Source organism: Pseudomonas sp. Pme6b (assembly GCF_058129925.1).
This window is the reverse complement of sequence record NZ_CM176704.1, coordinates 1,492,295-1,515,590: the sequence shown is the minus strand read 5'-3', so window position 1 is coordinate 1,515,590 and position 23,296 is coordinate 1,492,295. Positions and strand designations below refer to the sequence as shown.

The 23,296-nt window shown below is 58.0% G+C and carries 25 protein-coding genes and 2 pseudogenes; 14 read left to right on the top strand and 13 right to left on the bottom strand.

Annotated elements, in window-relative coordinates:
• Nucleotides 1–303 precede the first annotated feature (303 nt).
• Nucleotides 304–438, bottom strand: a pseudogene (locus AC4ANE_RS06900) (D-amino-acid oxidase); the annotation flags it as partial.
• A pseudogene (locus AC4ANE_RS06895) lies at nt 426–698 on the bottom strand (HAD family hydrolase); the annotation flags it as partial. The pseudogenes AC4ANE_RS06900 and AC4ANE_RS06895, both read right to left, overlap by 13 nt.
• Nucleotides 699–991: 293 nt before the next feature.
• Between AC4ANE_RS06895 and AC4ANE_RS06890 the strand changes: the two are divergent.
• On the top strand, nt 992–2,095 hold the full coding sequence (locus AC4ANE_RS06890; protein ID WP_044324659.1) for an AAA family ATPase: 1,104 nt from the start codon (nt 992–994) through the stop codon (nt 2,093–2,095).
• The gene (locus AC4ANE_RS06885; RefSeq protein ID WP_002554982.1) at nt 2,092–3,435 is read left to right on the top strand and encodes a DUF58 domain-containing protein; all 1,344 of its coding nucleotides are present in this window, start codon (nt 2,092–2,094) and stop codon (nt 3,433–3,435) included. The genes AC4ANE_RS06890 and AC4ANE_RS06885 overlap by 4 nt, the downstream gene beginning before the upstream one ends.
• Before the next feature lie 28 nt (nt 3,436–3,463).
• Here AC4ANE_RS06885 and AC4ANE_RS06880 read toward each other — a convergent pair whose 3' ends face one another.
• Nucleotides 3,464–3,823 carry a PilZ domain-containing protein gene (locus tag AC4ANE_RS06880; RefSeq protein ID WP_002554983.1) on the bottom strand — a complete coding sequence of 120 codons (360 nt, stop codon included), beginning with the start codon at nt 3,821–3,823 and terminating at the stop codon, nt 3,464–3,466.
• A gap of 193 nt (nt 3,824–4,016) precedes the next feature.
• A complete protein-coding gene (locus tag AC4ANE_RS06875) occupies nt 4,017–4,412 on the bottom strand; it encodes a tetratricopeptide repeat protein (RefSeq protein ID WP_002554984.1) in 396 nt (131 codons plus the stop codon).
• Between the two features lie 176 nt (nt 4,413–4,588).
• Here AC4ANE_RS06875 and pyk point away from each other — a divergent pair, with 176 nt between their 5' ends.
• Complete coding sequence (gene pyk, locus AC4ANE_RS06870) at nt 4,589–6,040, top strand: pyruvate kinase (RefSeq protein ID WP_002554985.1); 1,452 nt, start codon at nt 4,589–4,591, stop codon at nt 6,038–6,040.
• A gap of 120 nt (nt 6,041–6,160) precedes the next feature.
• Here the strand turns inward: pyk and AC4ANE_RS06865 are convergent, their stop codons facing one another.
• Nucleotides 6,161–7,099, bottom strand: a complete 939-nt coding sequence (locus AC4ANE_RS06865) for an iron-sulfur-binding ferredoxin reductase (RefSeq protein ID WP_002554986.1) — start codon at nt 7,097–7,099, stop codon at nt 6,161–6,163.
• Nucleotides 7,100–7,278: 179 nt separating this feature from the next.
• Between AC4ANE_RS06865 and AC4ANE_RS06860 the strand changes: the two genes are divergently transcribed.
• The 6 genes from AC4ANE_RS06860 to AC4ANE_RS06835 all read left to right on the top strand — a co-directional run bounded on the left by AC4ANE_RS06860 (nt 7,279) and on the right by AC4ANE_RS06835 (nt 11,921).
• Nucleotides 7,279–8,802, top strand: a complete 1,524-nt coding sequence (locus tag AC4ANE_RS06860; protein ID WP_002554987.1) for a fumarate hydratase — start codon at nt 7,279–7,281, stop codon at nt 8,800–8,802.
• 359 nt (nt 8,803–9,161) lie between these two features.
• Nucleotides 9,162–9,650 (top strand): Hcp family type VI secretion system effector, encoded by a 489-nt coding sequence (locus AC4ANE_RS06855; protein ID WP_002554988.1) that lies wholly within the window; start codon nt 9,162–9,164, stop codon nt 9,648–9,650.
• Between the two features lie 51 nt (nt 9,651–9,701).
• Nucleotides 9,702–10,202 (top strand): type VI secretion system amidase effector protein Tae4, encoded by a 501-nt coding sequence (locus AC4ANE_RS06850; protein WP_044423591.1) that lies wholly within the window; start codon nt 9,702–9,704, stop codon nt 10,200–10,202.
• Nucleotides 10,202–10,648 (top strand): type VI secretion system amidase immunity protein Tai4, encoded by a 447-nt coding sequence (locus AC4ANE_RS06845; protein WP_122267632.1) that lies wholly within the window; start codon nt 10,202–10,204, stop codon nt 10,646–10,648. Before AC4ANE_RS06850 ends, AC4ANE_RS06845 begins: the two co-directional genes overlap by 1 nt.
• 28 nt (nt 10,649–10,676) lie before the next feature.
• On the top strand, nt 10,677–11,117 hold the full coding sequence (locus AC4ANE_RS06840) for a type VI secretion system amidase immunity protein Tai4 (RefSeq protein ID WP_002554990.1): 441 nt from the start codon (nt 10,677–10,679) through the stop codon (nt 11,115–11,117).
• A 570-nt stretch (nt 11,118–11,687) separates the two neighbouring features.
• Nucleotides 11,688–11,921: a DUF6124 family protein gene (locus tag AC4ANE_RS06835; RefSeq protein ID WP_002554991.1), complete on the top strand. Its 234-nt coding sequence runs from the start codon at nt 11,688–11,690 to the stop codon at nt 11,919–11,921.
• A 41-nt stretch (nt 11,922–11,962) separates the two neighbouring features.
• Here the strand turns inward: AC4ANE_RS06835 and AC4ANE_RS06830 are convergent, their stop codons facing one another.
• The 4 genes from AC4ANE_RS06830 to AC4ANE_RS06815 form a co-directional block, all read right to left on the bottom strand.
• Nucleotides 11,963–13,120, bottom strand: a complete 1,158-nt coding sequence (locus AC4ANE_RS06830; protein ID WP_002554992.1) for a phospholipase D-like domain-containing protein — start codon at nt 13,118–13,120, stop codon at nt 11,963–11,965.
• Nucleotide 13,121: 1 nt separating this feature from the next.
• Nucleotides 13,122–13,703, bottom strand: a complete 582-nt coding sequence (locus AC4ANE_RS06825; RefSeq protein WP_002554993.1) for a YceI family protein — start codon at nt 13,701–13,703, stop codon at nt 13,122–13,124.
• A gap of 81 nt (nt 13,704–13,784) precedes the next feature.
• Nucleotides 13,785–14,123, bottom strand: a complete 339-nt coding sequence (locus AC4ANE_RS06820) for a hypothetical protein (protein ID WP_002554994.1) — start codon at nt 14,121–14,123, stop codon at nt 13,785–13,787.
• The gene (locus AC4ANE_RS06815; protein WP_002554995.1) at nt 14,120–15,226 is read right to left on the bottom strand and encodes a serine hydrolase domain-containing protein; all 1,107 of its coding nucleotides are present in this window, start codon (nt 15,224–15,226) and stop codon (nt 14,120–14,122) included. Before AC4ANE_RS06815 ends, AC4ANE_RS06820 begins: the two co-directional genes overlap by 4 nt.
• A gap of 313 nt (nt 15,227–15,539) precedes the next feature.
• Between AC4ANE_RS06815 and olsB the strand changes: the two genes are divergently transcribed.
• Together olsB and AC4ANE_RS06805 are read left to right on the top strand one after the other, a co-directional pair.
• Entirely contained in the window at nt 15,540–16,295 is a 756-nt protein-coding gene (gene olsB, locus AC4ANE_RS06810) for an L-ornithine N(alpha)-acyltransferase (RefSeq protein ID WP_002554996.1), read from the top strand.
• Nucleotides 16,295–17,131, top strand: coding sequence for a lysophospholipid acyltransferase family protein (locus AC4ANE_RS06805; protein WP_002554997.1), 837 nt, complete (start codon nt 16,295–16,297; stop codon nt 17,129–17,131). Before olsB ends, AC4ANE_RS06805 begins: the two co-directional genes overlap by 1 nt.
• Here AC4ANE_RS06805 and AC4ANE_RS06800 read toward each other — a convergent pair.
• Nucleotides 17,089–17,688, bottom strand: a complete 600-nt coding sequence (locus AC4ANE_RS06800; RefSeq protein ID WP_002554998.1) for an acyl carrier protein phosphodiesterase — start codon at nt 17,686–17,688, stop codon at nt 17,089–17,091. The two genes, AC4ANE_RS06805 and AC4ANE_RS06800, sit on opposite strands and share 43 nt — an antisense overlap.
• A 164-nt stretch (nt 17,689–17,852) precedes the next feature.
• Between AC4ANE_RS06800 and AC4ANE_RS06795 the strand changes: the two genes are divergently transcribed.
• The 3 genes from AC4ANE_RS06795 to AC4ANE_RS06785 are packed head-to-tail and all read left to right on the top strand — an operon-like array spanning nt 17,853 to nt 20,352.
• Nucleotides 17,853–18,167: an ArsR/SmtB family transcription factor gene (locus AC4ANE_RS06795; protein ID WP_002554999.1), complete on the top strand. Its 315-nt coding sequence runs from the start codon at nt 17,853–17,855 to the stop codon at nt 18,165–18,167.
• A 28-nt stretch (nt 18,168–18,195) separates the two neighbouring features.
• Nucleotides 18,196–19,362 (top strand): MFS transporter, encoded by a 1,167-nt coding sequence (locus tag AC4ANE_RS06790; protein ID WP_002555000.1) that lies wholly within the window; start codon nt 18,196–18,198, stop codon nt 19,360–19,362.
• 21 nt (nt 19,363–19,383) lie between these two features.
• Nucleotides 19,384–20,352, top strand: a complete 969-nt coding sequence (locus AC4ANE_RS06785; RefSeq protein ID WP_031597538.1) for an alkene reductase — start codon at nt 19,384–19,386, stop codon at nt 20,350–20,352.
• 71 nt (nt 20,353–20,423) lie between these two features.
• Here the strand turns inward: AC4ANE_RS06785 and AC4ANE_RS06780 are convergent, their stop codons facing one another.
• The 3 genes from AC4ANE_RS06780 to AC4ANE_RS06770 form a co-directional block, all read right to left on the bottom strand.
• Nucleotides 20,424–21,167 carry a hypothetical protein gene (locus tag AC4ANE_RS06780; protein ID WP_010205627.1) on the bottom strand — a complete coding sequence of 248 codons (744 nt, stop codon included), beginning with the start codon at nt 21,165–21,167 and terminating at the stop codon, nt 20,424–20,426.
• A 166-nt stretch (nt 21,168–21,333) separates the two neighbouring features.
• Nucleotides 21,334–22,185 (bottom strand): hypothetical protein, encoded by an 852-nt coding sequence (locus AC4ANE_RS06775; protein ID WP_002555003.1) that lies wholly within the window; start codon nt 22,183–22,185, stop codon nt 21,334–21,336.
• Nucleotides 22,186–22,269: 84 nt separating this feature from the next.
• Entirely contained in the window at nt 22,270–23,262 is a 993-nt protein-coding gene (locus AC4ANE_RS06770; protein ID WP_002555004.1) for an NAD-dependent epimerase/dehydratase family protein, read from the bottom strand.
• Nucleotides 23,263–23,296: the final 34 nt, after the last annotated feature.

Below are 23,296 nucleotides of genomic sequence, written 5' to 3'. Positions count from 1 at the left end.
TCTAGCGGGATGTCGGCGTAGTCACGGGCCAGGGTGCCAGTGATTGGTTGCAATCTGCTGGGCCAACTGGTCATGAAGACGTTGATACAGCGGCAAACGGGCATCGTTGGACAGAGCATTCATTGACCTATTCGCCTTGTTATATAGTCATATATATGAATTGCAGCAAAGTATTTCCCCAATGACAAAAACTTGTCAAGACTGATCTTCTTTCATAAGCAAGATCAGGTCGTAACTGCAGACAGAGGGCAGATGCAAGCTGCGTTCAGGGACGCCAGCTAATCTGCGGAGCAATGCAGTCGATCAGAAGTCCGCCACTTTACTCCAGGCTGATTTCCGGAGTCGGCCCGGGTGAGACGGTCGCGGATCAACGATAGGGGGTGCGCAGCTGACAATATCGGCAATCAAGTGACCCGCGCCGGGGCTTAAAGACCGACCAATCCTGGCAATCCGCCAATGTCCGGGATCTGGTGGTAGCCGAAGGCGACATCCGCCGGCTGCTCATGGCCGCGGGCGACGAAGGCTTTGTGCTTGATTTTCATGTCATGGGCCGACATCAAGTCATAACGGAAGCTTGAAGATACGTGCAGCACATCTTCAGGTGCGCAGCCAAGGCTATCGAGCATGAACTCAGACGCTGCCAGGCGCGGTTTATAGGCTTGAGCCTGTTGAGCGGTGAACACTTTGTGGAACGGCGCTACTCCTGAATAAAGCCGGAGGGGCACTGCCTGTGAGTGCCCGATCCTGGTCGATTGCTGTCTTTACGTAACAGGCACGCAAACGCACCTGCCTTTCAGACAGAAAAGGCATCCTTGCGTAGATATCTATCTTTGGTGCAGACGGCAGCTATGTCAGCGCAATTGAATGGCATGCACCAATACGCCGCATGCCCTGAGCGGTTACCATGGAAATAATGCTCGGCAAGAGAAAAAACATTCAGTCGCTGCGCAAAAAAATTACGAAAAAGCCAAATCAGGTAAGTAATTGATTTATGGACGATAAATCTAATATAAAAGTTAGTGACGCTCCAGAAGTCGCGAGCGATCAAACGCCCGAAACATCAGGCAGCACCGGGCCCTTTATCGAGCCTGCCATCGAACCGGCCAGCCCGACGAGCGCCGCGAGCACTCAGTTGCAGCAGCGGCAACGCGCCAGCCAGCTGGCTCAGGCGTTGCGTAACGAGTTGCAAAAGGCTGTGATTGGCCAAAACGCAGTGATCGAGGACGTGCTGACCGCCCTGATCGGCGGCGGGCATGTGCTGCTGGAAGGCGTACCGGGGCTGGGTAAGACGTTGCTGGTCCGGGCGCTTGCCAGTTGCATAGGCTGTGAGTTCGCGCGCATTCAATTTACGCCGGACCTGATGCCCAGCGATGTCACCGGTCATGCCGTGTACGACATGCAGACCGAGCAGTTCAAGCTGCGCAAGGGGCCGCTGTTCACCAACCTGCTGCTGGCCGACGAAATAAACAGGGCACCGGCCAAGACGCAGGCCGCGCTGCTCGAAGCCATGCAGGAGCGACAAGTAACCCTCGAAGGTCGGGCGCTGCCCATCCCGCAGCCGTTCATGGTGCTGGCAACCCAGAACCCCATCGAACAGGAAGGCACTTACCCACTGCCGGAAGCCGAACTGGATCGTTTCATGCTCAAGCTGCGCATGGACTATCCCGAAGCGCTGGAAGAGCTGAACATGGTGCGCCAGGTCACCCGCTCGACCCGTGCCGACATGCTGGATGTGCGACCGCTGCGGGTCATCATGCAGGCTCGGGAGGTTCAGGCACTGCAACGCATTGCCAGCGAGCTGCCCATTGATGAACAGGTGCTGGACTACGCCGTGCGCGTGGCGCGCAGTACGCGCACCTGGCCAGGTCTTAGCCAGGGCGCAGGGCCGCGCGCTTCAATTGCACTGGTGCGTGGCGGGCGGGCCAGAGCATTGTTGCGCGGCGGTGAGTTCGTTACTCCGGACGACATCAAGGGCTGCGCGCTGGCTGTGTTGCGACACAGGGTCAGGCTGTCACCGGAACTGGACATCGAGGGCCTTTCGGTGGATCAGGTGCTTCGGCAGATCCTTGACCAGGTCTCGGCACCGCGCCTGTGAAACAGGTTCTGAAACCGTCGGTTCTGATGCTGCGCTGGCTCGGTGGGTTCATGTGCGTTGCGTTGCTGACAGGAACGCTCCATGCGCTGGGCATCGAGTATCCGGCAAAAATCGACGAGCTTTATCGGGCAGCGCTGCTGGCTTTCGCGGGTGTCAGCCTGCTCGATGCATTCTGGCTGCTCAGGCGTCCCTCGCCACGCGTGCAGCGTGAGCTTGCGGGCAGCCTGGCGCTGGATCGATGGAACGAGGCGCGGCTCGACCTCCAACACAACGGCACCAAGCCAGTCACCATGCAGGTGTTCGATCATGTGCCGCATGGCCTGGAACATGAAAACCTGCCGCAGTCCATCATCCTGCTGGCACGCGGCCAAGGCAGCATCGGTTACCGTCTGCACCCCTCGAGCCGGGGCCATTTTACCTTTGAGCAGTGCGAAATCAGCCTGCCGGGGCCTTTGGGTTTGTGGACGGCACGCCGCTATCTTCCGGTACACAGCACGACCCGCGTCTACCCGGACTTCGCCCGGCTTTACGGTGGGCAACTGCTGGCGGTGGACAACTGGCTGAGCCAACTGGGGGTGCGCCAGTTGCAACGTCGCGGGGCAGGAATGGAATTCAATCAGTTGCGCGAGTTTCGTGAAGGCGACAGCTTGCGCCAGATAGACTGGAAAGCTACCGCCCGCCAGCGCTCCCCCATTGCTCGCGAGTATCAGGACGAGCGGGATCAACAGATCGTTTTCATGCTCGATTGCGGACGTCGAATGCGCAGCCAGGACGGTGATTTGTCTCACTTCGATCACGCGCTGAATGCCTGCCTGCTATTGAGTTATGTCGCACTGCGTCAGGGTGACTCGGTTGGCCTTGCGACGTTTGCGGGTGAGCAGGACCGCTATCTGGCCCCCGTAAAAGGGCCGGGGCAGCTCAACCTGTTGCTCAACTCGGTCTATGACCTGCAGACCACCCGGCGACCCGCTGACTACAGCGCCGCCGTTCGCCAATTGATGGTGCGCCATAAAAGACGTTCACTGGTGGTACTGATCACCAACCTGCGCGATGAAGACGATGAGGAACTGGTGGCTGCTGCAAGACAGCTTGGCAAGCAGCACCGGGTGCTGATTGCCAGCCTCAGGGAGGAAGTGCTCGATAGTCTGCGTCAGGCCCCCGTACAAACCTATGATCAAGCGCTGGATTATTGCGGAACCCTGAATTTCCTCAACGCTCGCGCTTCGCTACACGACCGCTTGAGTGCTCAAGGCATTGCAATAATGGATGCTCGACCAAGGGAGCTGGGGCCGCAGCTGGTCAGCCGTTATCTGGGCTGGAAAAAGGCAGGTACGCTATAAGCGAAACCTTGCGAGTCAGCCAGCAGCCTCAGGCTGAGGCTTCATAAAAGGGGTAGAAACAGAAATACTCCCGCAAGAGCTGGACGAACGCCAGGTATTCTGTCGAGACCTGAGACAACTCGAAACCGGAGTCGTAGCTCCCTGGCGTCTCGTCTTCGTGGCTCCAGAGGCACTTGGCGCTAAGATCTATTGATTGCCCGATATTGCCATTCGGCATTTTCAGACACAGATCGAACCTGGCCCCTACCAGAACGGGCAGTTCGCTGATCAGCATCAGCCCTTCCCCGGACACATTCCCCAGACACCCCATCAGCCTGCCAGTATGACGATTGAAGACCTGCAGGTAATCCTGCAATTGGTGCCGTTCTATTTTCCGCTCTTTATACATGGCAGGCTGCCTTCCAAGACCACTGTTGCGATCACGTAACACCGTTCGCTGGCTGCGGACTTCAAAAACGAGGCACTGCGCGATAACCGCCTCGGTCTAGAGCTCTGCAGCTCATCCACTATGTGATCACAGCCTAGCTCAGAATTTTTCAAAATCCACCCGAACACGGCGCCTGCCATTCAAATGAGGGTAACTATTTTGATACGGGAGCGTTTCGAACAGGTGCAGGGATCGGTCTGGCAGGCTGAGCCTTGGGGTAGAGACCCGTTTGTGCGAGCGTATCGAGCCTGGCCCGTGCACGGAACGCGTATTCGCTCTCTGGATACTGAGTCATCAGGAATTGATAGGTCTGCGCAGCGTCGACATACAGTTTCTGCCGCTCCAGGCACTGGCCACGCAGCATCGACACTTCCGGCTGAACATAACGGCGCGAACGGCTTTGACGCTCGACCTTGGAAAGATCCAGCATGACCCGGTCACAATCACCTTCCTGATAGGCACGGTAAGCGTGATCGAGGTTGGAATTCATCGCCCAGCGGGTGCAACCGCTGAGCGCAGTCAGTAATACAACAATCGTTACAATACGCATGGGACTCTCCTGTTCTCTGCCCTGTATCGGCGTCACAGCCTGTTTCTTCAAGTAAATCGCACACCGACCGTCAGCCGATTGCCCTCCCTGACAGCAACACGGTAGTGCAAAGGAACAATGACTAAAGACCCAGACAGGAGTAGCCTCTCGCTGCGCTTCAATTAAGGAGTTTGTGCATGACCGTTCGCCGCACCAAAATCGTCGCCACACTTGGCCCTGCCAGCAACTCGCCGGAAGTCATCGAACAACTGATCCTTTCGGGTCTGGACGTTGCTCGTCTGAACTTCTCTCACGGTACTCCGGATGAGCACAAGGCACGCGCCAAACTGATCCGCGAAATCGCCGCCAGACACGGGCGCTTCGTCGCTCTGCTGGGCGACCTGCAGGGTCCTAAAATTCGTATCGCAAAGTTCACCGACAAGCGAATCGAGCTGAAGGTCGGTGACAAGTTCACCTTCTCCACCGCTCATCCGCTGACCAGTGGCAACCAGCAAATCGTGGGTATCGACTACCCGGATCTGGTCAAGGATTGCGGCGTAGGCGACGAGCTGCTGCTCGACGACGGTCGCGTAGTCATGCGCGTCGACACCCAGACGGCTGACGAACTGCATTGCACCGTGCTGATCGGCGGTCCGCTGTCCGATCACAAGGGCATCAACCGTCGCGGCGGTGGCCTGACGGCTCCGGCACTGACCGAGAAAGACAAGCAGGACATCAAGCTCGCTGCCGAAATGGACCTGGATTACCTGGCCGTTTCCTTCCCGCGCGATGCCGCCGACATGGAATACGCTCGCCAGTTGCGCGACGAATCCGGCGGTACAGCCTGGCTGGTGGCCAAGATCGAACGCGCCGAAGCCGTTGCCAACGACGAAGTGCTCGATGAGCTGATTCGCGCCAGTGACGCTGTCATGGTTGCGCGTGGCGACCTGGGCGTTGAAATCGGTGATGCCGAGCTGGTTGGCGTACAGAAACGCATCATTCTGCACGCACGTCGCCACAACAAGGCGGTGATCGTTGCCACGCAAATGATGGAGTCGATGATCTCAAGCCCCATGCCGACGCGTGCCGAAGTGTCCGACGTGGCCAACGCCGTGCTCGACTACACCGACGCCGTCATGCTGTCGGCGGAAAGTGCTGCAGGCTCCTACCCGATCGAAGCGGTTCAGGCGATGGCGCGTATCTGCATCGGCGCTGAAAAGCACCCGACCGGCAAGACTTCCAGCCACCGTATCGGCCACTCGTTCACCCGTTGTGACGAAAGCATCGCGCTGGCGGCCATGTACACCGCCAACCACTTCCCGGGTGTGAAGGCGATCATCGCACTGACCGAAAGCGGCTATACCCCGCTGATCATGTCGCGCATCCGCTCCTCGGTGCCGATCTACGCGTTCTCTCCGCACCGTGGTACTCAAGCGCGTGCAGCGATGTTCCGTGGCGTCTACACCGTGCCGTTCGACCCGGCAGCCCTGCCACCGGGTCAGGTCAGCCAGGCCGCAGTCGACGAACTGCTCAAGCGTGGTCTGGTCGAGCAAGGTGACTGGGTCATCCTCACCAAGGGCGACAGCTACCACACCATCGGTGGCACCAACGGCATGAAGATTCTGCACGTCGGCGACCCATTGGTCTGATAGCAGAACGCTGCAAGCCAAGGCCCCGTCTCGCAAGAGTCGGGGCCTTTTTGCATTGTGTATGCCTGACGAATCTTTGTGATTAATCGTGCCGAACGAGAGCTGTGACTAACATGCACCTTATTCCCGCGCCACAAACACATCCGCCAGCAATTGATTACGCGGCAGACCTGCCAGATACAGCCGCTTGGCAAATATCTCCACGCTCTCGGCACTGCCACACAACAACGCCATCGCATGCCGCGACAACAGGCGCAGCTCGGCCAGGGTCGTCTCCAGCGCCTGCACGGTAATCAGTTGAACAAGCAACTGTGGATAACGCTCAGCCAGGGCTTGCAGCTCATTGGCCAGATAGTGCTGCTGGCTGTCATGGGCCAGATGAATCAAGCGGATGGTGCCCTGATGCTCCTGACGCAACGCCTCACGCAATACGCCCCACAACGGGCCCAGCCCGGTACCGGCAGCCAGCAAGAGCAGAGGTTTTTCCTGCCAGTCAGGGTCATAGCGCAGTGCCCCTCCGCGCAGTTCGCCGAGCCTCAACGTGTCACCGACCCGCAGCTGTCGGGCGACATCGCGGAAGGCCCCGGGCTGGTGGCAGTCGATATGAAATTCCAGAAACGGGTCCTCGCCCGGAAGGCTCGCCAGCGAATAAGGCCGGGCGACACCGCTGTCAGTCCACAACACCTGGTGTTGCCCGGCGCTATAGCGCAGAGGTCGCGCAGGCTCCAGACGCAAACGCAGCACGGTCGGGCAGAGCCAGTCGCAGCCCACTACTGTCGCAGGCAGGCCGTCACGCTGCGGGTCAAACACCTCGACAGCCAGGTCACCGACCAGTCGGCACTGGCAGGCGAGCCGCCAACCCTGCTGGCGCTTTTCAGCGGGCAAGGCGTCGGGCAACGCGTCCTCAGGCTCACCTTTGACACAGCGCACCAGGCACGCATGGCAACTGCCGGCACGGCAGCTATAGGGAACCGGCACACCGGCATGGTTCAGGGCGTCGAGCAGATTGCTGGCCGATGCCACCGACCAGCTACGCTCACCAACATGCAATTGAGGCATTCAGGCGGCCTGTGCAGAAAATAACGGCGATTGTACAGACTGGCCTGTCGGGCGGGTTATACTGCCGCGCCTTTTTGCGCCCGCTACGGCTAACCTGACAGCTCTGGTTCAAGCCGCAGTTCCAGACTGCCGCCGATAGCGTAATTGAATGTTCCCGTCCTTACAGAGGAGCGCGCCGCATGACCGTGATCAAGCAAGACGACCTGATTCAGAGCGTTGCAGACGCACTGCAGTTCATTTCCTACTACCACCCCGTGGATTTCATCCAGGCCATGCACGAGGCGTATCTGCGTGAAGAGTCGCCTGCCGCTCGCGACTCCATCGCCCAGATCCTGATCAACTCGCGTATGTGCGCGACCGGTCATCGCCCGATCTGCCAGGACACCGGCATCGTCACCGTTTTCGTACGCGTGGGTATGGATGTTCGCTGGGATGGCGCCACCATGGGCCTGGACGACATGATCAACGAAGGCGTGCGTCGCGCTTACAACCTGCCTGAAAACGTGCTGCGTGCCTCGATCCTCGCCGACCCGGCAGGCGCTCGCAAAAACACCAAGGACAACACCCCGGCTGTTATCCACTACTCCATCGTCCCAGGTAATACCGTGGAAGTGGACGTCGCGGCGAAAGGCGGCGGTTCGGAAAACAAATCGAAGATGGCGATGCTCAACCCGTCCGATTCGATCGTCGACTGGGTCCTGAAAACCGTGCCGACCATGGGCGCAGGCTGGTGCCCACCGGGCATGCTCGGCATCGGCATCGGCGGCACCGCGGAAAAGGCAGCGGTCATGGCCAAGGAAGTGTTGATGGAGTCCATCGACATTCATGAGCTGAAGGCCCGTGGCCCGCAGAACCGCATCGAAGAGATGCGTCTGGAACTGTTCGAAAAGGTCAACCAGCTGGGCATAGGTGCTCAGGGCCTGGGTGGTCTGACCACCGTGCTCGACGTCAAGATCATGGATTACCCGACCCATGCTGCGTCGCTGCCGGTGTGCATGATCCCTAACTGCGCGGCCACCCGCCACGCGCACTTCGTACTCGACGGCAGCGGCCCTGCCTCGCTGGAAGCGCCGTCGCTGGACGCCTACCCGGAAATCGTCTGGGAAGCCGGCCCATCGGCCCGCCGCGTCAACCTCGACACCCTGACCCCGGAAGAAGTGCAAAGCTGGAAGCCGGGCGAAACCGTGCTGCTCAATGGCAAGATGCTTACCGGACGCGACGCCGCGCACAAGCGCATGGTCGAAATGCTCAACAAGGGCGAAAGCCTGCCGGTCGACCTCAAGGGTCGTTTCATCTACTACGTCGGCCCGGTTGATCCGGTACGCGAAGAAGTCGTTGGCCCGGCAGGCCCGACCACGGCCACGCGGATGGACAAGTTCACCCGTCAGATCCTCGACCAGACCGGCCTGCTGGGCATGATCGGCAAATCCGAACGCGGCCCGACCGCCATCGAAGCGATCCGTGACCACAAAGCCGTGTATCTGATGGCCGTCGGCGGCGCTGCATACCTCGTGGCTCAGGCGATCAAGAAATCCCGAGTCGTGGCTTTTGCCGAGCTGGGTATGGAAGCGATCTACGAGTTCGAGGTCAAGGACATGCCGGTTACCGTTGCCGTAGACAGCACCGGCGAATCCGTGCACATCACAGGCCCGCAGATCTGGCAGAAGAAGATCAGCGACAGTCTGGCGGTGGAAGTGCAGTAAATTCTGATCTGCAAGACAATAAAAACCCGGCGCAAGCCGGGTTTTTATGCGGATTAACTTACTGTCCCTGCGATCTTCCAGTGCGATCCGGAATAGACCGTTCAGCCTGTGGCCAATATAACAAGGCAACTTATCCCCGATAAACAATACGACTCACTGGTAATATACATCGCACCCTGCGATCAGTCCGTAATACATTTCAGACAATAAACCGAGACAGTTCGCTACTCCCCAGAGGTTCAATACCCCTTCCCCTCCCTGAAAGACAGATTATTCTTCTGCTGGCTGTAAACCATTGAGCGCATGAAAAATAAATGTACTTCTCAGGCATACCGCCTGATAAACAGGGAGATTTCAAAATGGCTTTTGACGCCTATATCAAGATAGAAGGCATTCCAGGCGAAGCGCTGGATGACCGCTACAAGGACTGTATCGAGATCACCGGGTATGGCTTCGGCATGCATCAAAGTACTTCCGCCACGGCGAGTTCTTCCGGTGGAGCATCGTCCGGAAGGACTTCCTTGAGTGATTTCTCGTTCACCAAATCACTGGACAAATCGAGCTGCAAGCTCATGGAAACCTTGTGCGCGGGCAGACACCTGAAAGAAGTTGTTTTGTCACTGCATCGTGCAGGCGGAGAAAAGGTCAAATACTTTGAAGTGCTGCTGGAAGAAGTCATCATTTCCAACTACACCCAGCATGCCAATGATGGCATACCCAGTGAAACGATCAGCTTGAATTACGGGAAAATAAAAACCACCTACACACAGCAAAAAAGATCGGATGGTGCGGGTGGAGGAAATGTCTCGGGTGGCTGGAACCGTATCAACAACAAGGTCTATTCCTGATTTTTTTGAACGCTCATGCATTGAACCTTACAGAACGATCAGGGAAAGACTATGGCACGGCCATTTTTTACTGCCGCGTGGGCGGCTTCGCAACATATTTATGATCCGGTGGCACCGAAAAAAAGAGTGGCGGAGGTGATTGGAGGGTTTGTGGCGCAGAATATAAATAATCCTGATGCGTTGGCAAGATGGAAAAATACCTGCGCCGTAAGAATGAGCTACATTCTAAATTACACAGGAGCAAAAATCCCAAAAACACCAGACCAGACAGTATCCGGAGAAGATCAAAATCAATATTTTTTCCGCATTAATGATCTTAAAAACTTCCTGATGAGAAACTGGGGAAAACCAGAAATCGTCAAATACCCGCCTTCTGATAGCGGACCATTGGCCAGCAAAAAAGGCATCATAGTATTTGAAATATCAGGCTGGTCGGACGCTCGAGGACATGCGACTTTGTTTGACGGCAGTATCTGCTACGACCATTGCTATTTCAACGAACCTGGCGTCAACTATCGGACAGACCAAGCAAATTTCTGGAGCCTCACGTAATGCAGTCGTTTCGTGCAGCCATCCTAATTTCTTTTACCCTCGCCACACCTAATATCTTTGCATCTGCCATGTCACCGTCACTGTCACTGTCACCAGAGGGAATGTATCGAACCCATGCACAAAACTACAAAGACCTTGTTCTTGCAACCTGCATTGCAAGCGCTTATAGATATAATGAAAACGTCGGAATAGATGCTGGCAGCAGTATAACCGCGCTACGCGACTGGGCCCATTATGACTGGGAAAAAAGCCCCGAAAAGCTTGGAGAACTCGTGGGCAAATATCTCGCCAGAGACTATACAAACCCACTGGTCGAGTCCGAGGTAAGAGGCGTGAGATTCGACTTCCTTAAGTGCCTTGACCTTTACCATAGCAAAAAGCTGGATGTACTGACAAAAAACGTGGTAATCGATCCTACGCACACCGACATACAAGACTATAAATAATACCAAGCAACACAAGGAGCAAAGTGCCATGAGGCTATTTCTTGCAGCCACGAAAATATTCGTCGTGCTAGCAACATCCAATTGTTTTGCCTATACACCAACATCATCGCCTGAAGGAATGTACAGAACCTTTGAAAAAAACTACAAGGACATGGCCCTCGCCACCTGCATAACCACCGCTTATAAATATGATGTGAACGTCGGCATTGACGCGGGCAGTAGTGTCAGCGCGATGCGTGACTGGACCTACTATAACATGGAAAAAAGCCCCCTTGCGGTCAAGGCATTGGTTGAAAAATACCTCGCCAGAGACTACACAAACCCTTTGGCCGAATCCCAGATAAAGGGAATAAAATTCGACCTGCTGAAATGCCTGGACATGTATCACAGCAAGGAACTGGACGCGTTGACGAAAAAGGTCGTGACTCACCCGAATCAGACCTACATGCAGAATATCAAAAAGCCTTAACTACTCCCTCCGCGCTTCAAGCCTGTCCAGCAAACGCTGCACAGGCTATTTTCATTGCAAGTACTCTACTCCGCACATTATCTGTAGGGCGGAGACACACCATGCTGACTCAATGTAATCCGATAGCTTTTTAACGTCTCCCCCTCGGTGATGTACTGCTTGCTGAGATACTGATAAACAGCGCCAGTCACTTCCCCGCCTATACGGCGAACATCCTCAGAAAACCTTTTTCGATAACTCTTGTAAGAATTAGCCGCAGGACACCTCCCTTCCATTTGAAGGAAATTTCCGAGAAAATCCCGGCCTCTTGCGCTTGGCTATTCAGGTCTCTAGCCTTCAACGGTCGCTGTCCAATCAGCGATCAGGTTTGGTAGACCTGAGTGACCTGTGCGCAATGCGCCACCTTCTACAGGGCGCATTCTTACGGCCTGCGTTTATGGTGGCCGTGCGCTTGGCGTTTTCGGACGCACCGGCTTGCCTGGTCACCGGTCTACCAACCTGCGTACGGCCGCCACCCTGATCGTTTGGTAGCGAACAGGGCGGCTCCTTCAATGATCAGGAGTTGCAAACATGCCCCATAAAATCGTCCCCGACCCGCCCACCGCCCTGTTCACCGTCAACGCATCCGTCAGCCAGGAAGAGGCGCTCAACTACGCTTCGGACTTGCTGCGCTGCATCATTACGACAGCGTATGAATCCGGCGACAGCACCCAAGGCACCAGCCGCGATCTGGCGTTTTCGGTATTGCACATGGCCGAGATGGCCAAAGCCATGGTTGACCGCTCACTGGAATGCATCGTTTGACCAGATGACAACCCGGGGCCACGCTCGGCCCCGCGTACACCTCAATTACGCTGATCCAGCAGGTTCACCACCAGCCGGTCGATCCAGCCCCACAAGCGCTGTTTGACGCGTCGCCACAGCGGTCTGGCCTTCCAGTCTGCCAGTGTGGTTTCGGCGCTCAGGGCGAAGTCTTTTTCGAAACTGGCGACCACATCGCGGGTCAGCCCTGGGTCCAGGGCTTCGAGGTTGGCTTCAAGGTTGAAGCGCAGGTTCCAGTGGTCGAAGTTACACGAACCGATGCTCACCCAGTCGTCGATCAGGACCATTTTCAAGTGCAGAAAACACGGCTGGTATTCGAAGACCTTGACCCCGGCCCGCAGCAAGCGCGGGTAGTAACGGTGACCGGCGTAGCGTACCGACGGGTGATCGGTGCGTGGCCCGGTCAGCAGCAAACGTACATCGACGCCGCGCGAGGCTGCCCTGCGCAAGGCGCGGCGAACTTTCCAGGTGGGCAGAAAGTAAGGGGTTGCCAGCCAGATGCGCTTTTGCCCGGTGTTCAGCGTGCGCACCAGCGATTGCAGAATGTCGCGGTGCTGGCGAGAGTCGGCGTACGCCACACGGCCAAGGCCTTCACCGGCTACCGGGGCGGTGGGCAGATGATCCAGACCGAAGTTTTCTTTCGGGCGCCAGGCGAAACGTCGGGCATTGGCGTGAAACTGCCGGTTGAACAACGCTTGCCAGTCAAGAACCAGCGGCCCGGTGATTTCCACCATCACTTCGTGCCATTGGCTGACATCCTTGTCTGGCTCCCAGAATTCATCGGTTACACCCGTACCGCCGACCACCGCCAGCGTCTTGTCGACCACCAGTAATTTGCGATGGTCGCGGTAGAAGTTGCGCACGCCGCGTCGCCAGTGAATAGGGTTGTAGAAACGCAGAATCACACCGGCATCGGTCAGTTGCTTGCGCAGGCCGGCGTCGAAGGCTTTTGAACCGAAGTCGTCGAACAGGCAGCGCACGATCACACCACGCCTGCCAGCCTCGACCAGCGCCCGCACGATGGCATCGGCGCAGCCCCCGGCTTCGACCAGGTACAGCTCCAGGTCAACCTGCTGCTCGGCCCGGTCAATGGCTGCAATCATGCGTGGGAAGAACGCAGGACCGTCGATCAGCAATTGAAAGCGGTTGTTTTCACGCCACGGAAAAATCGCACCGTTCATATCAGCGCGCCGTGAAGATCAGGACAGCCCCGACCGGGACTGACAGACTGACCGCCGACAAGCCTGCCGCGCTGCGCAGGGCATTGAAGTCCGAAACCATATCGAAGTCCTGAGCATGAATCACCAGCGGTTCGAGCGTCACAACCTGAAAGCGGCGCTCGTCTAGGCGCGTCGCCAGCAGTTCGGCGTTATAGCTGTGACTCTTGCCGCGCAGGCTGACGGTCAGTGGTAAACGCAATTCCAGTTGCGCGCCGGGGGCAAGGTTATTGATCGGGCGCATGTCGAGCTGGGCATTGATCTGCGCAGCGGGAAACTTGCGTACCTGAAACACCTGCTCCCGCAGGCGCTCGTCACGCAGGGGAATACCGGTGCTAATGGACTCCGTTTCGACTTCCACCTCAGCCAGCCCTTTGGGGTCGACCTTGCCATGCAGCACAAGGAAGCGATGCACCTCGGCAATATCGGCATTTTTGGTTGACGTGAACGAGAGCCGCGACGACTCATTATCCAGATACCAGTTCGCATGGGCAGGTAACGCCACTGCGGCCAGCATGACCAGCAGCAGGCGATTCATAGTGAGCATGCAGACTCCAGACGTGCAATTGAGGGCTACCTTATCCGCCTGTCTGACCTCTGGCAAACCACGACGTTCGGCAGCAATCCATCAAGGCTCGGACGGCAACAGTCGGCAGCCTTGCCGCTCACCCTGCCACGACGCACTGCTGGTTCGCCCAAGGCCGTTGGCAATGACCTTTTTCTGGCTGCTGTCGTCGATCAGCGTGCCAGGCACGTACTGTTTGACGTAGCCCAGGCAATACGCCTCGGGGTTGTTCATGACGTACCTGCACGAGCAGTATTCCTTGGCGGTGTAGGCACTGATGATGGTGGGGAATGCCTGCAGGTTAACGCGGTACTGCCAGGCAAGTACCGCGAGCGCAGCAAGGATCAGCAACAGCAGGCTGCTGAAGGGTCGACGCAGGATGAACATTCGACGACTGCTCATTGCCCGCCCTCCTTGCCAAAGGCTGCCTGTATGCGCTTGAGCATCTGATTGTGGTCGTAACTACCGTCGCGGTCATCGGCATAGCGCACGATCACCAGCTTCCGGTCAGGGATCACGTACAGCGCCTGCCCCCAATGGCCCAGTGCGGCAAAGGTATCAGGGGGCGCATCCGGCCACGGCCCCCTGCCGCCATCGGCAGTTCGATTGAGCCACCATTGGCCGCCAGGGACTTCGACATTGGCATCTATCTGCTCGCCTGCAAACGGCGTCAGCACGCAGTTCATCCATTCCTTGTTGAGCAACTGCCGAGCCTGCCATTGCCCGCCGCGCTGCATCAGCAAGCCGATGCGTGCCAGGTCGCGGGCGGTCATGTAGGCATAGGACGACCCTACAAATGTACCCACGCCATCGGTTTCCCAGACGGCACTGCGGATGCCAAGCGGGTCAAACAGTGCGGTCCACGGATAATCCGCATACGCCTGTGGCCCGACGATATTTTTCAACGCAGCAGCCAGAACCGTGCTGTCGCCGCTGGAATACAGGTACGCCTTGCCGGGGGATCTGGCTGCGTGGTGCTCGGCGGTGAAGCGCGCCATGTCGTCACGCCCACGGGTGTAGAGCATGGCGACTACGGAAGAGTTAAGCGGTGCATATTCGTAATCTTCCTGCCAATTCAGCCCCGAAGCCCAGTGCATCAGGTCTTTGATGGCGATATCGGGGTGCGCCTTGAACGGCGGGTAGAACTTCGCCACTGGATCATTGAGTTGAAAGCGCCCGTCGGTAAACGCCACGCCCAACACTGTCGCCATCACGCTCTTGCTGATCGACCAGGTCAGGTGCGGGGTTTGCGCTGTGGTCACACCGCCGTAGCGCTCATACACAACTTCGCCATCACGAATCACCAGCAGCGCATCGGTGCGAATGCCCTTGCGTGTGGCGTCGTCACGGGGCGGGAAGGCGTAGGCCTCGAGTTCTTCGATTGCCGCAGATCGCGGCGCAGGCTGAGATGACCATTGCTCTGTCGGCCATGTTTGAGCAACGACGCCCTGGGCACTGAAGCCCAGGATCAAAACCAGACACAGGCGGAAAAATCTACGCGGCATGACAGAGCCTCTACAGAGTAATCCGCATACCGTATCAGGGCTTCGTGACAGTCAGCCATCACCCCGGGACAGGACGCAGAGCGTCCAGAACGGCATACCCACGCGGAGCATGGGCACGATAGTGGTCCTTCGTACGCCGCTCGCTCCTCCCGCTCCACCAGCGTGGAAATGCCCACAGCGTTGCCCGTCACACAACCATCACCAAAGCTTCACAGGCATGACACGCCATCTCCCTAGCCTGCAAGTACGGCAAAGCGCCTGGACAAATCAGTCAACCAGCCAAACTCTGCATGGCTGGCTCATGGAGATTCGTATGACCCAGATCGCCCGCATTCGTGACAACACTTCTGAACGTCGTCTTCAGGCCGAGCGCCTGATTGGAGCGAGCGCCTTGCAGGAAGCACAGGCGTTGCGTTTCAGTGTGTTCAGCGAAGAATTCAACGCCCGTCTCAACGGTGCTGAACAAGGCCTGGATATCGACGATTACGATGTTCACTGCTCGCACATTGGTGTGCGTGACCTGAACACCGGGCGTCTGGTTGCCACTACCCGGCTGCTCGACCACAATGCCGCCAGCACGCTGGGGCGTTTCTACAGTGAAGAAGAATTCAGCCTGCACGGTCTGGTTCATCTGCAGGGTCCGATTCTTGAGCTGGGCCGTACCTGCGTAGACCCGGCCTACCGCAACGGTGGCACCATCGCGGTGTTGTGGAGCGAGCTGGCCGAGGTGCTGAACGAAGGCGGCTACAGCTACCTGATGGGCTGCGCGAGCATCCCGATGCACGACGGCGGCATTCAGGCGCACGCGATCATGCAACGCCTGCGCGAGCGCTACCTGTGCAACGAACACTTGCGCGCCGAGCCGAAAAACCCGCTGCCGACGCTCGATATCCCGAGCAATGTGATCTGCGAGATGCCGCCACTGCTCAAGGCTTACATGCGCCTGGGTGCCAAGATCTGTGGCGAACCTTGCTGGGACGAAGATTTCCAGGTCGCCGACGTCTTCATCCTGCTCAAGCGCGACGATCTGTGCCCGCGTTACGCCCGCCACTTCAAGGCGGCCGTGTGATGAGCCGGGCACGCGGCTATGCCCGCGTAGTCCGGGTGCTGCTGGTCGTGGCGCTCGGCTTGACGATTGCCGGAGCGTTCGCGGTTCTGGAACGCACCAGAATCGGTGGGTCGATGGAGCGCAGGCAGCGCTGGAGCCGTTGGTTCATGGCGCGCCTGACCAATGCCCTGCCGTTTCGCGTCACCGTGACAGGTCAGTTGCCAACCCAGCCCATGCTGTGGGTCAGTAACCATGTGTCGTGGACCGACATCGCCCTGCTGGGCATGCTGGCACCGCTGTCGTTTCTGTCGAAGGCCGAAGTCCGGACCTGGCCGGTAGCGGGCTGGCTGGCACTGAAGGCAGGTACGCTGTTCATTCGTCGCGGGTCGGGCGACAGCCGTCTGATTCAAAAGCAGATGTGCAATCACCTGCAACAAGGCAATGCACTGCTGATCTTCCCGGAAGGCACCACCGCCGATGGCAGAAGCCTGCGCACCTTCCACGGCCGTCTGCTGTCCAGTGCCATTGAAGCCGGCGTGCCGATCCAGCCAGTGGCCATCGGTTACTCGCGTGACGGTAAACCGGACCCGATTGCCCCGTTCATTGGCGACGACGATTTGCTGTCCCATTTGCGCCGGTTGTTCGCCAATGAGCAGAGCGATGTGCACATCCACCTGCTGACCCCGATTCCGACGGCGGATCAGGAGCGCGCTGCACTGGCGTTCAAGGCCCAGCAAGCCGTTCAGGTGGCGCTGTTCGGTGAACCTGTCACGGGGGAGTCAGTGATCGGTAAACAAGTATCCGGCGAGCCTGCTCAGCCGAGCGAAGTGGCTTCGCGCTCGGCCAGGGCAGCCTGAGCAAAATCCTCCAATAGCGGATAGAACTCGGCGAAATCCGCACTCAAGGGCTGGTAAAGCGCCTGCAGTTCCTGCATGCCGCCTGCCAGCCCTTCGGGCCGTGACAAGCGTCGCGATATCCCGCTCAGCACTTGCCCCAGCACGTCGAAATTCCGATACGAACCCAGCCAGTCCTGCGCGGCCATGCGCGGCGCGATCAATGCGAGCCGCTCGGGCAATTGCGGCTCGGCGGCCAGCGTGCCATAGACTTTGCCAGTGAATACGTCCAGCGGCAGATCGGCATAGCAATGCCAGTCGCGAGCCAGACAATGATCGAAAAAGACGTCGAGCATAATGCCTGCATAGCGTCGCCGCTGGGATGGAAAGCGGGCAATGGAAGCCTTGATCAGCGGGTGGCTGTCAGTGAAAGCGTCAATGCTGCGATGCAGCCGAATGGCCGCTTCAAGCTCTGCAGGAAAACGTCCCGACAGCGGACCTTTGACGAAGTCGCCATACAGGCTGCCAAGCAATTGAGCAGGCCGATGCCCGCCGAGATGAAGATGTGCCAGATAGTTCATGCCTGCAAGCCTACGCCGCTTTCAAGGCCGAGGTCTATATATCGATATAACCCGATATAGCGATTTTGCCAGTCCTAAGCACAAAATCATATTTGTATATCGCGAAATACAGATATAAGGTTCGCCCTATCGCGATATATCGCTACACCGCCTGTGAGAACGACATGCCTATCGACCTCGACGACATAATAAAAGCCCTGGCCCATCCGGTCCGCCGAGAAATCCTGACCTGGTTGAAGGACCCCCGCGCGAGCTTTCCTGCTCAGCAATACTCGATTGAACACGGCGTGTGCGCCGGACAGATCGATCAGCGTGCAGGATTGTCCCAATCCACTGTCTCGGCCCATCTGGCGACCTTGCAACGCGCTGGCCTGATCAGCAGCAAGAAGGTTGGCCAATGGCATTTCTTCAGACGCAACGAAGAAGTCATACAGGCATTCGTTCAGGCGCTGGTTGAAGAGCTGAACAACCCGACCTGATTTTCCAACGTTTACCAGGAGCTGCCCCGTGCCTCTTTCGCTACTTATTCTGGCCCTGAGCGCCTTTGCCATCGGCACCACCGAATTCGTCATCATGGGCCTGCTGCCCGATGTGGCGGCTGACCTTGGTGTATCCATCCCCGGCGCAGGCTGGCTGGTCACCGGCTATGCGCTGGGCGTGGCCGTCGGCGCTCCGTTCATGGCCATGGCCACGGCAAAACTGCCACGCAAGGCTGCGCTGGTCACGCTGATGGGCATTTTCATCATCGGCAACCTGCTCTGCGCACTGGCCAGTGACTACAACGTATTGATGTTCGCCCGCGTGGTTACAGCGCTGTGTCATGGTGCGTTCTTCGGCATCGGTTCAGTAGTTGCTGCTGGGCTGGTGCCTGCCAATCGCCGCGCTTCGGCAGTAGCGTTGATGTTCACCGGTCTGACCCTAGCCAACGTGCTGGGCGTGCCTTTGGGTACTGCATTGGGTCAATACGCAGGCTGGCGCTCGACCTTCTGGGCGGTAACAGTCATCGGCGTGATTGCGCTGATCGGCCTGATCCGCTTTCTGCCGACCAATCGCAATGAAGAAAAGCTCGACATGCGCGCCGAACTGGCCGCACCGAAAGGTGCCGGTATCTGGCTGTCGCTGACCATGACCGCGCTGTTTTCAGCGTCCATGTTCACCCTGTTCACCTACATTGCCCCGCTGCTCGGCGAAGTCACCGGCGTATCGCCCAAGGGCGTGACCTGGACCCTGCTGTTGATAGGCCTGGGCCTGACCGCAGGTAACGTGATTGGCGGCAAGATGGCCGACCGCCGTGTGTCATCCACGCTGATTGCCGTGTTCGTCTCGATGGCGGTGATCTCAACCGCTCTCAGCTGGACCAGCGCCGCGCTGATCCCGACTGAAATCACCCTGTTCCTCTGGGCGGTCGCTGCCTTTGCCGCCGTCCCGGCTCTGCAGATCAACGTGGTGACCTTCGGCAAAGCCGCGCCCAACCTGGTTTCAACCCTGAACATCGGCGCTTTCAACGTGGGCAACGCGCTTGGTGCCTGGGTCGGTGGCAGCGTCATCGCCCACGGCCTGGGCCTGACCAGCGTACCGCTGGCCGCTGCCATGCTGGCAGTGCTCGCGCTGCTGATCACACTGATTACTTTTCGTCAGACCGGCAACCCCGATCTGGCACCTGCTACACATTGATCAATCACGAGGATTCGACACATGACGACTATCTTTGACCCGATCACCATTGGCGATCTGCAACTGCCAAACCGCATCATCATGGCGCCACTGACGCGCTGCCGCGCCGACGAAGGTCGCGTGCCCAATGCATTGATGTCCGAGTATTACGTGCAGCGTGCTTCTGCAGGCCTGATCCTGACTGAAGCCACATCGGTCACGCCGATGGGTGTTGGTTACCCGGACACACCCGGCATCTGGTCCAACGACCAAGTACGCGGCTGGAGCAACATCACCAAGGCCGTGCATACCGCTGGTGGCCGGATTGTGCTGCAGCTGTGGCACGTTGGCCGCATCTCCCACCCGGCGTACCTGAACGGCGAAACTCCGGTGGCCCCTAGCGCTATCGCAGCTGAAGGCCACGTCAGCCTGATGCGCCCGATCACCCCGCTACCGACCCCGCGCGCGCTGGAACTGGCAGAAATCGGTGACATCGTCGAGGCCTATCGCGTCGGTGCGGAAAACGCCAAGGCTGCGGGCTTCGACGGCGTGGAAGTACACGGTGCCAACGGCTACCTGCTGGAAGTGACTGATGCGGTCATTGAGGTGTGGGGCGCTGGTCGCGTAGGCGTACACCTTTCGCCTCGCTTCGACATGCACGACATGAGCGATGCTAACCGCACTGAAACCTTCAGCTACGTGGCCAAAGAGCTTGGCAAGCGCGGTATCGCGTTCATCTGTGCCCGTGAGCGTGACGCCGAAGACAGCCTCGGCCCGCAGTTGAAGAAGGATTTCGGAGGCGTCTACATCGCCAATGAAAAATTCACCAAGGACACCGCAAATACCTGGCTGGCAGAAGGCAAGGCCGACGCTATCGCATTTGGTGTGCCTTATATTGCCAACCCGGACCTGCCTGAGCGTCTGGCCAGCGATGCGCCTCTGAATGAAGCGCATCCCGAAACGTTCTACGGCAAAGGGCCGGTCGGCTATATCGACTACCCACGCCTGTAACACGGCGCTGCAACAGCAAAAAACCCTGACTCGTAAGAGCCAGGGTTTTTTATCGTCCGTACTTATTACTGTTACAGTTTAGCCTCAGGCCCGACTGTACCTAGCACATTGCCTTCGGCATCAGTGATAGTCCCGTCCGGTAACTTCCAGCGACCGTCGGGGTAGTTGACAGAGCCATCTGCCATAACCCAGGTGCCGTCCTTGTGTTGAACATCGCCGCCGGGGTGCTCGACCGAACCGTCGGCATGCACGGTGGTGCCATCCAGGTGTTGAACAGTGCCATCCGTGTGCTTCAAGGACTGGCCATCTGCCGCCGCAACACTTCCATTCGGATAACTGACCGTACCATCGGGGTTGAAGACACTGTTTAGCGGGTGGACCAGTTGTAAAACACCGGTGACCGTGCTTGTGACTGCCAGCAGCTTGTCCAGGCGCGAAGGTGCCTCAGGGGCCGGCGGTAACTTTTGCGCAACGGGTGCTTTGATAACAGGTTTGACGGGCGGTTTTACAGGTGGCCTCACTGGCTTTTTCACCTTGACCGGGGGTTTCACGGGCGGTCTCACGGGCGGCTTCACCGGACCTGCCCCCTTGACCGGAGGTTTTACAGGCGGCTTTACAGGCGGTTTGACAGGTGGTTTTACAGGCGGTTTGACCTTCACCGGTGGCTTGACCTGCTGGCGTACCAAATCTTCCGGATAATCCGGTACGTCGGCGTAAGTGGGCAACGGCGTCCTGGAAACTTCGTCTACTCCCTGGTCTGAGTCTTCAGCCGGGATGTTATTTTCGGTCGTTTCTTGCGGGGCATCGGTGTACATCTCATTGATTCCATTCATTGTTGAAACTCCAATTTAGTTAACAGCCAAGCAAGCGTAAGCCTTCCTTCTATTGGCAAGTACATATCTATTTAACGAGTACAAAAAAAAATGTCAGGAAATTTGCCAGCGGCTATCTGCTATGGACAGCCGCCGGCAAGTCTTGCCTTCAACGACGCGCGTTGAGCTGTTGCGACAGATTCTGGATCTGGCTGGTGAGGGTATTGATATTGCGGGTGACCTGAGCACGAAACGCGTCGAACTCGGCTGTATTGGCCTCTGCTGAAGGGGCCGGTCGGTTTTCCTGTTCGCTTTTGAGGACCATCAGGTCCTGCTCCAGGCGCTCGACAGCAGCCGACGGGTTGCCCTGTTTCTTCAATGTCGCAACATCGGCTGCCACGCTTTTGATTTGCGCATCCAGCTTGCCCTGATCGACCTGTGCGGTTTTCAGATCGGGCAGCGCGGCTTTCAGCGTGGTCAGCTCAGCAACGACGCTTTTGAGCTGCTCCTGCAACTGCGCGCTTTCACTGTGCTGCTGGGCGGTTTGCGCGGCCATCTGCTCCAGGCGCTTGTCGAGACTGCCCTGCTGGCCTTCAACGCCCTCGCGCTGTTTGTCCTGATCTTCCAGTTGCGCTTCCAGCAGCTTGATGCGCTGCTTGAGCGCCTCGCCATCGCTGGACAGCGCCTCGGTCGCAACGACTTTGCCGGAAATATCCTGCAGGCGTCCCGCCGCTTCTTCGCTGATGCGCGCAAAGCTCTCCTGAGTGGCCACCAATTGCTGTTCCATGAGGGAGACCTGCTGAAAGCTCCACCAGCCCAGACCGCAAAAGGCAATGAACAGCGCGCCGACCAACGCCCATAGCGGTCCGGTGCTCGGGCCCTTTACCTTGACCACCGGTGTGGTACGCGAATAGACCGTGGTGCGTTCGCGTGCACCATTGCCCGGCGCGAAGTCGTCATCGTCGTCCTTGGCGCTCAGGCTGGGAACGTCATCGACGTCGTCGTATGGATCGTTGCGCATGAATAACCCTTCAGGAAGCTGTTAAACCAAAGTCGGGCAGTATAACAACAGCGCGTAACCAATCTCACTGTGCCACTACCGCATTCAGATTGCGTGCTGTGCCTGCCACCAGCCACAGAATTCATCCAGCGCTGTCCACAGGCTGACCTGAGGCTGATAATCCAGATAATGCCTGGCGCGGCTGATATCAAGCGTAAAATCCCTGTTCATGACCTGCATGCCCATTCTTGACAGGGTAGGTTCAGGTCGGCCCGGCCACAGCAGGCAGGCACCCTCGTTGATTGCTGCGGCACTGTAGGCCAGTCCGTATGAACGATAACGGGTGACTTGAGGCAGATGCATCTGGCGCATCACATAATTGATTGCGTCCCACAGCGGGACCGGCGTGCCGTTGCTGATGTTGTAGGCCTTGCCCAGCGCCGAGCCGGTTGCCAGCAAGCTGCTCAGCATGGCTTCGTTGAGGTTGTGCATGCTGGTGAAATCCATCACGTTCAAACCGTTGCCGACAATCGACAGACGCTTCTTGCGCTGCATGTGCAGCAAACGCGGGAAAATACTGTTGTCGCCCGCGCCAGTGACAAAGCGCGGCCGCAGGGCGATCACTTCCAGACCGAACTCTTCGGCACCAAAGACCTTTTGCTCGGCCAGGTATTTGGTCGCCGCATAGTGATTATGGAAACGCTTGGGCACCTGCTCTTCCTTGATGCCGCGGTGCGATTTTCCATCAAAGTAGATCGAGGGCGACGAAAGATGAACCAACCTTCGCACCCTTTGTTTCAGGCAGCCCTCGACGATGTTTTCGGTAAGCTGCACGTTGCCCTGCATGAAATCCTGGCGGCGTCCCCACAGGCCGACGGAGCCTGCGCAGTGCACCACCGCTTCCACGTCATCGCACAGCGCCCGCACCAGATAAGGGTCAGCGAGGTCGCCCTGGATGAACTCGGCGCCACGCCTGACCAGGTGCTCGACACCTTCGGCACGACGGCCATTGATCCGCACGCTCATGCCCTGCTCAAGGGCAAAACGCGCAAAGCGTCCGCCGATGAAGCCGCTCGCGCCGGTGACCAGAATCTTCATTTACCGCTCCGTTAACGCATCTGCAGAAAAGGGA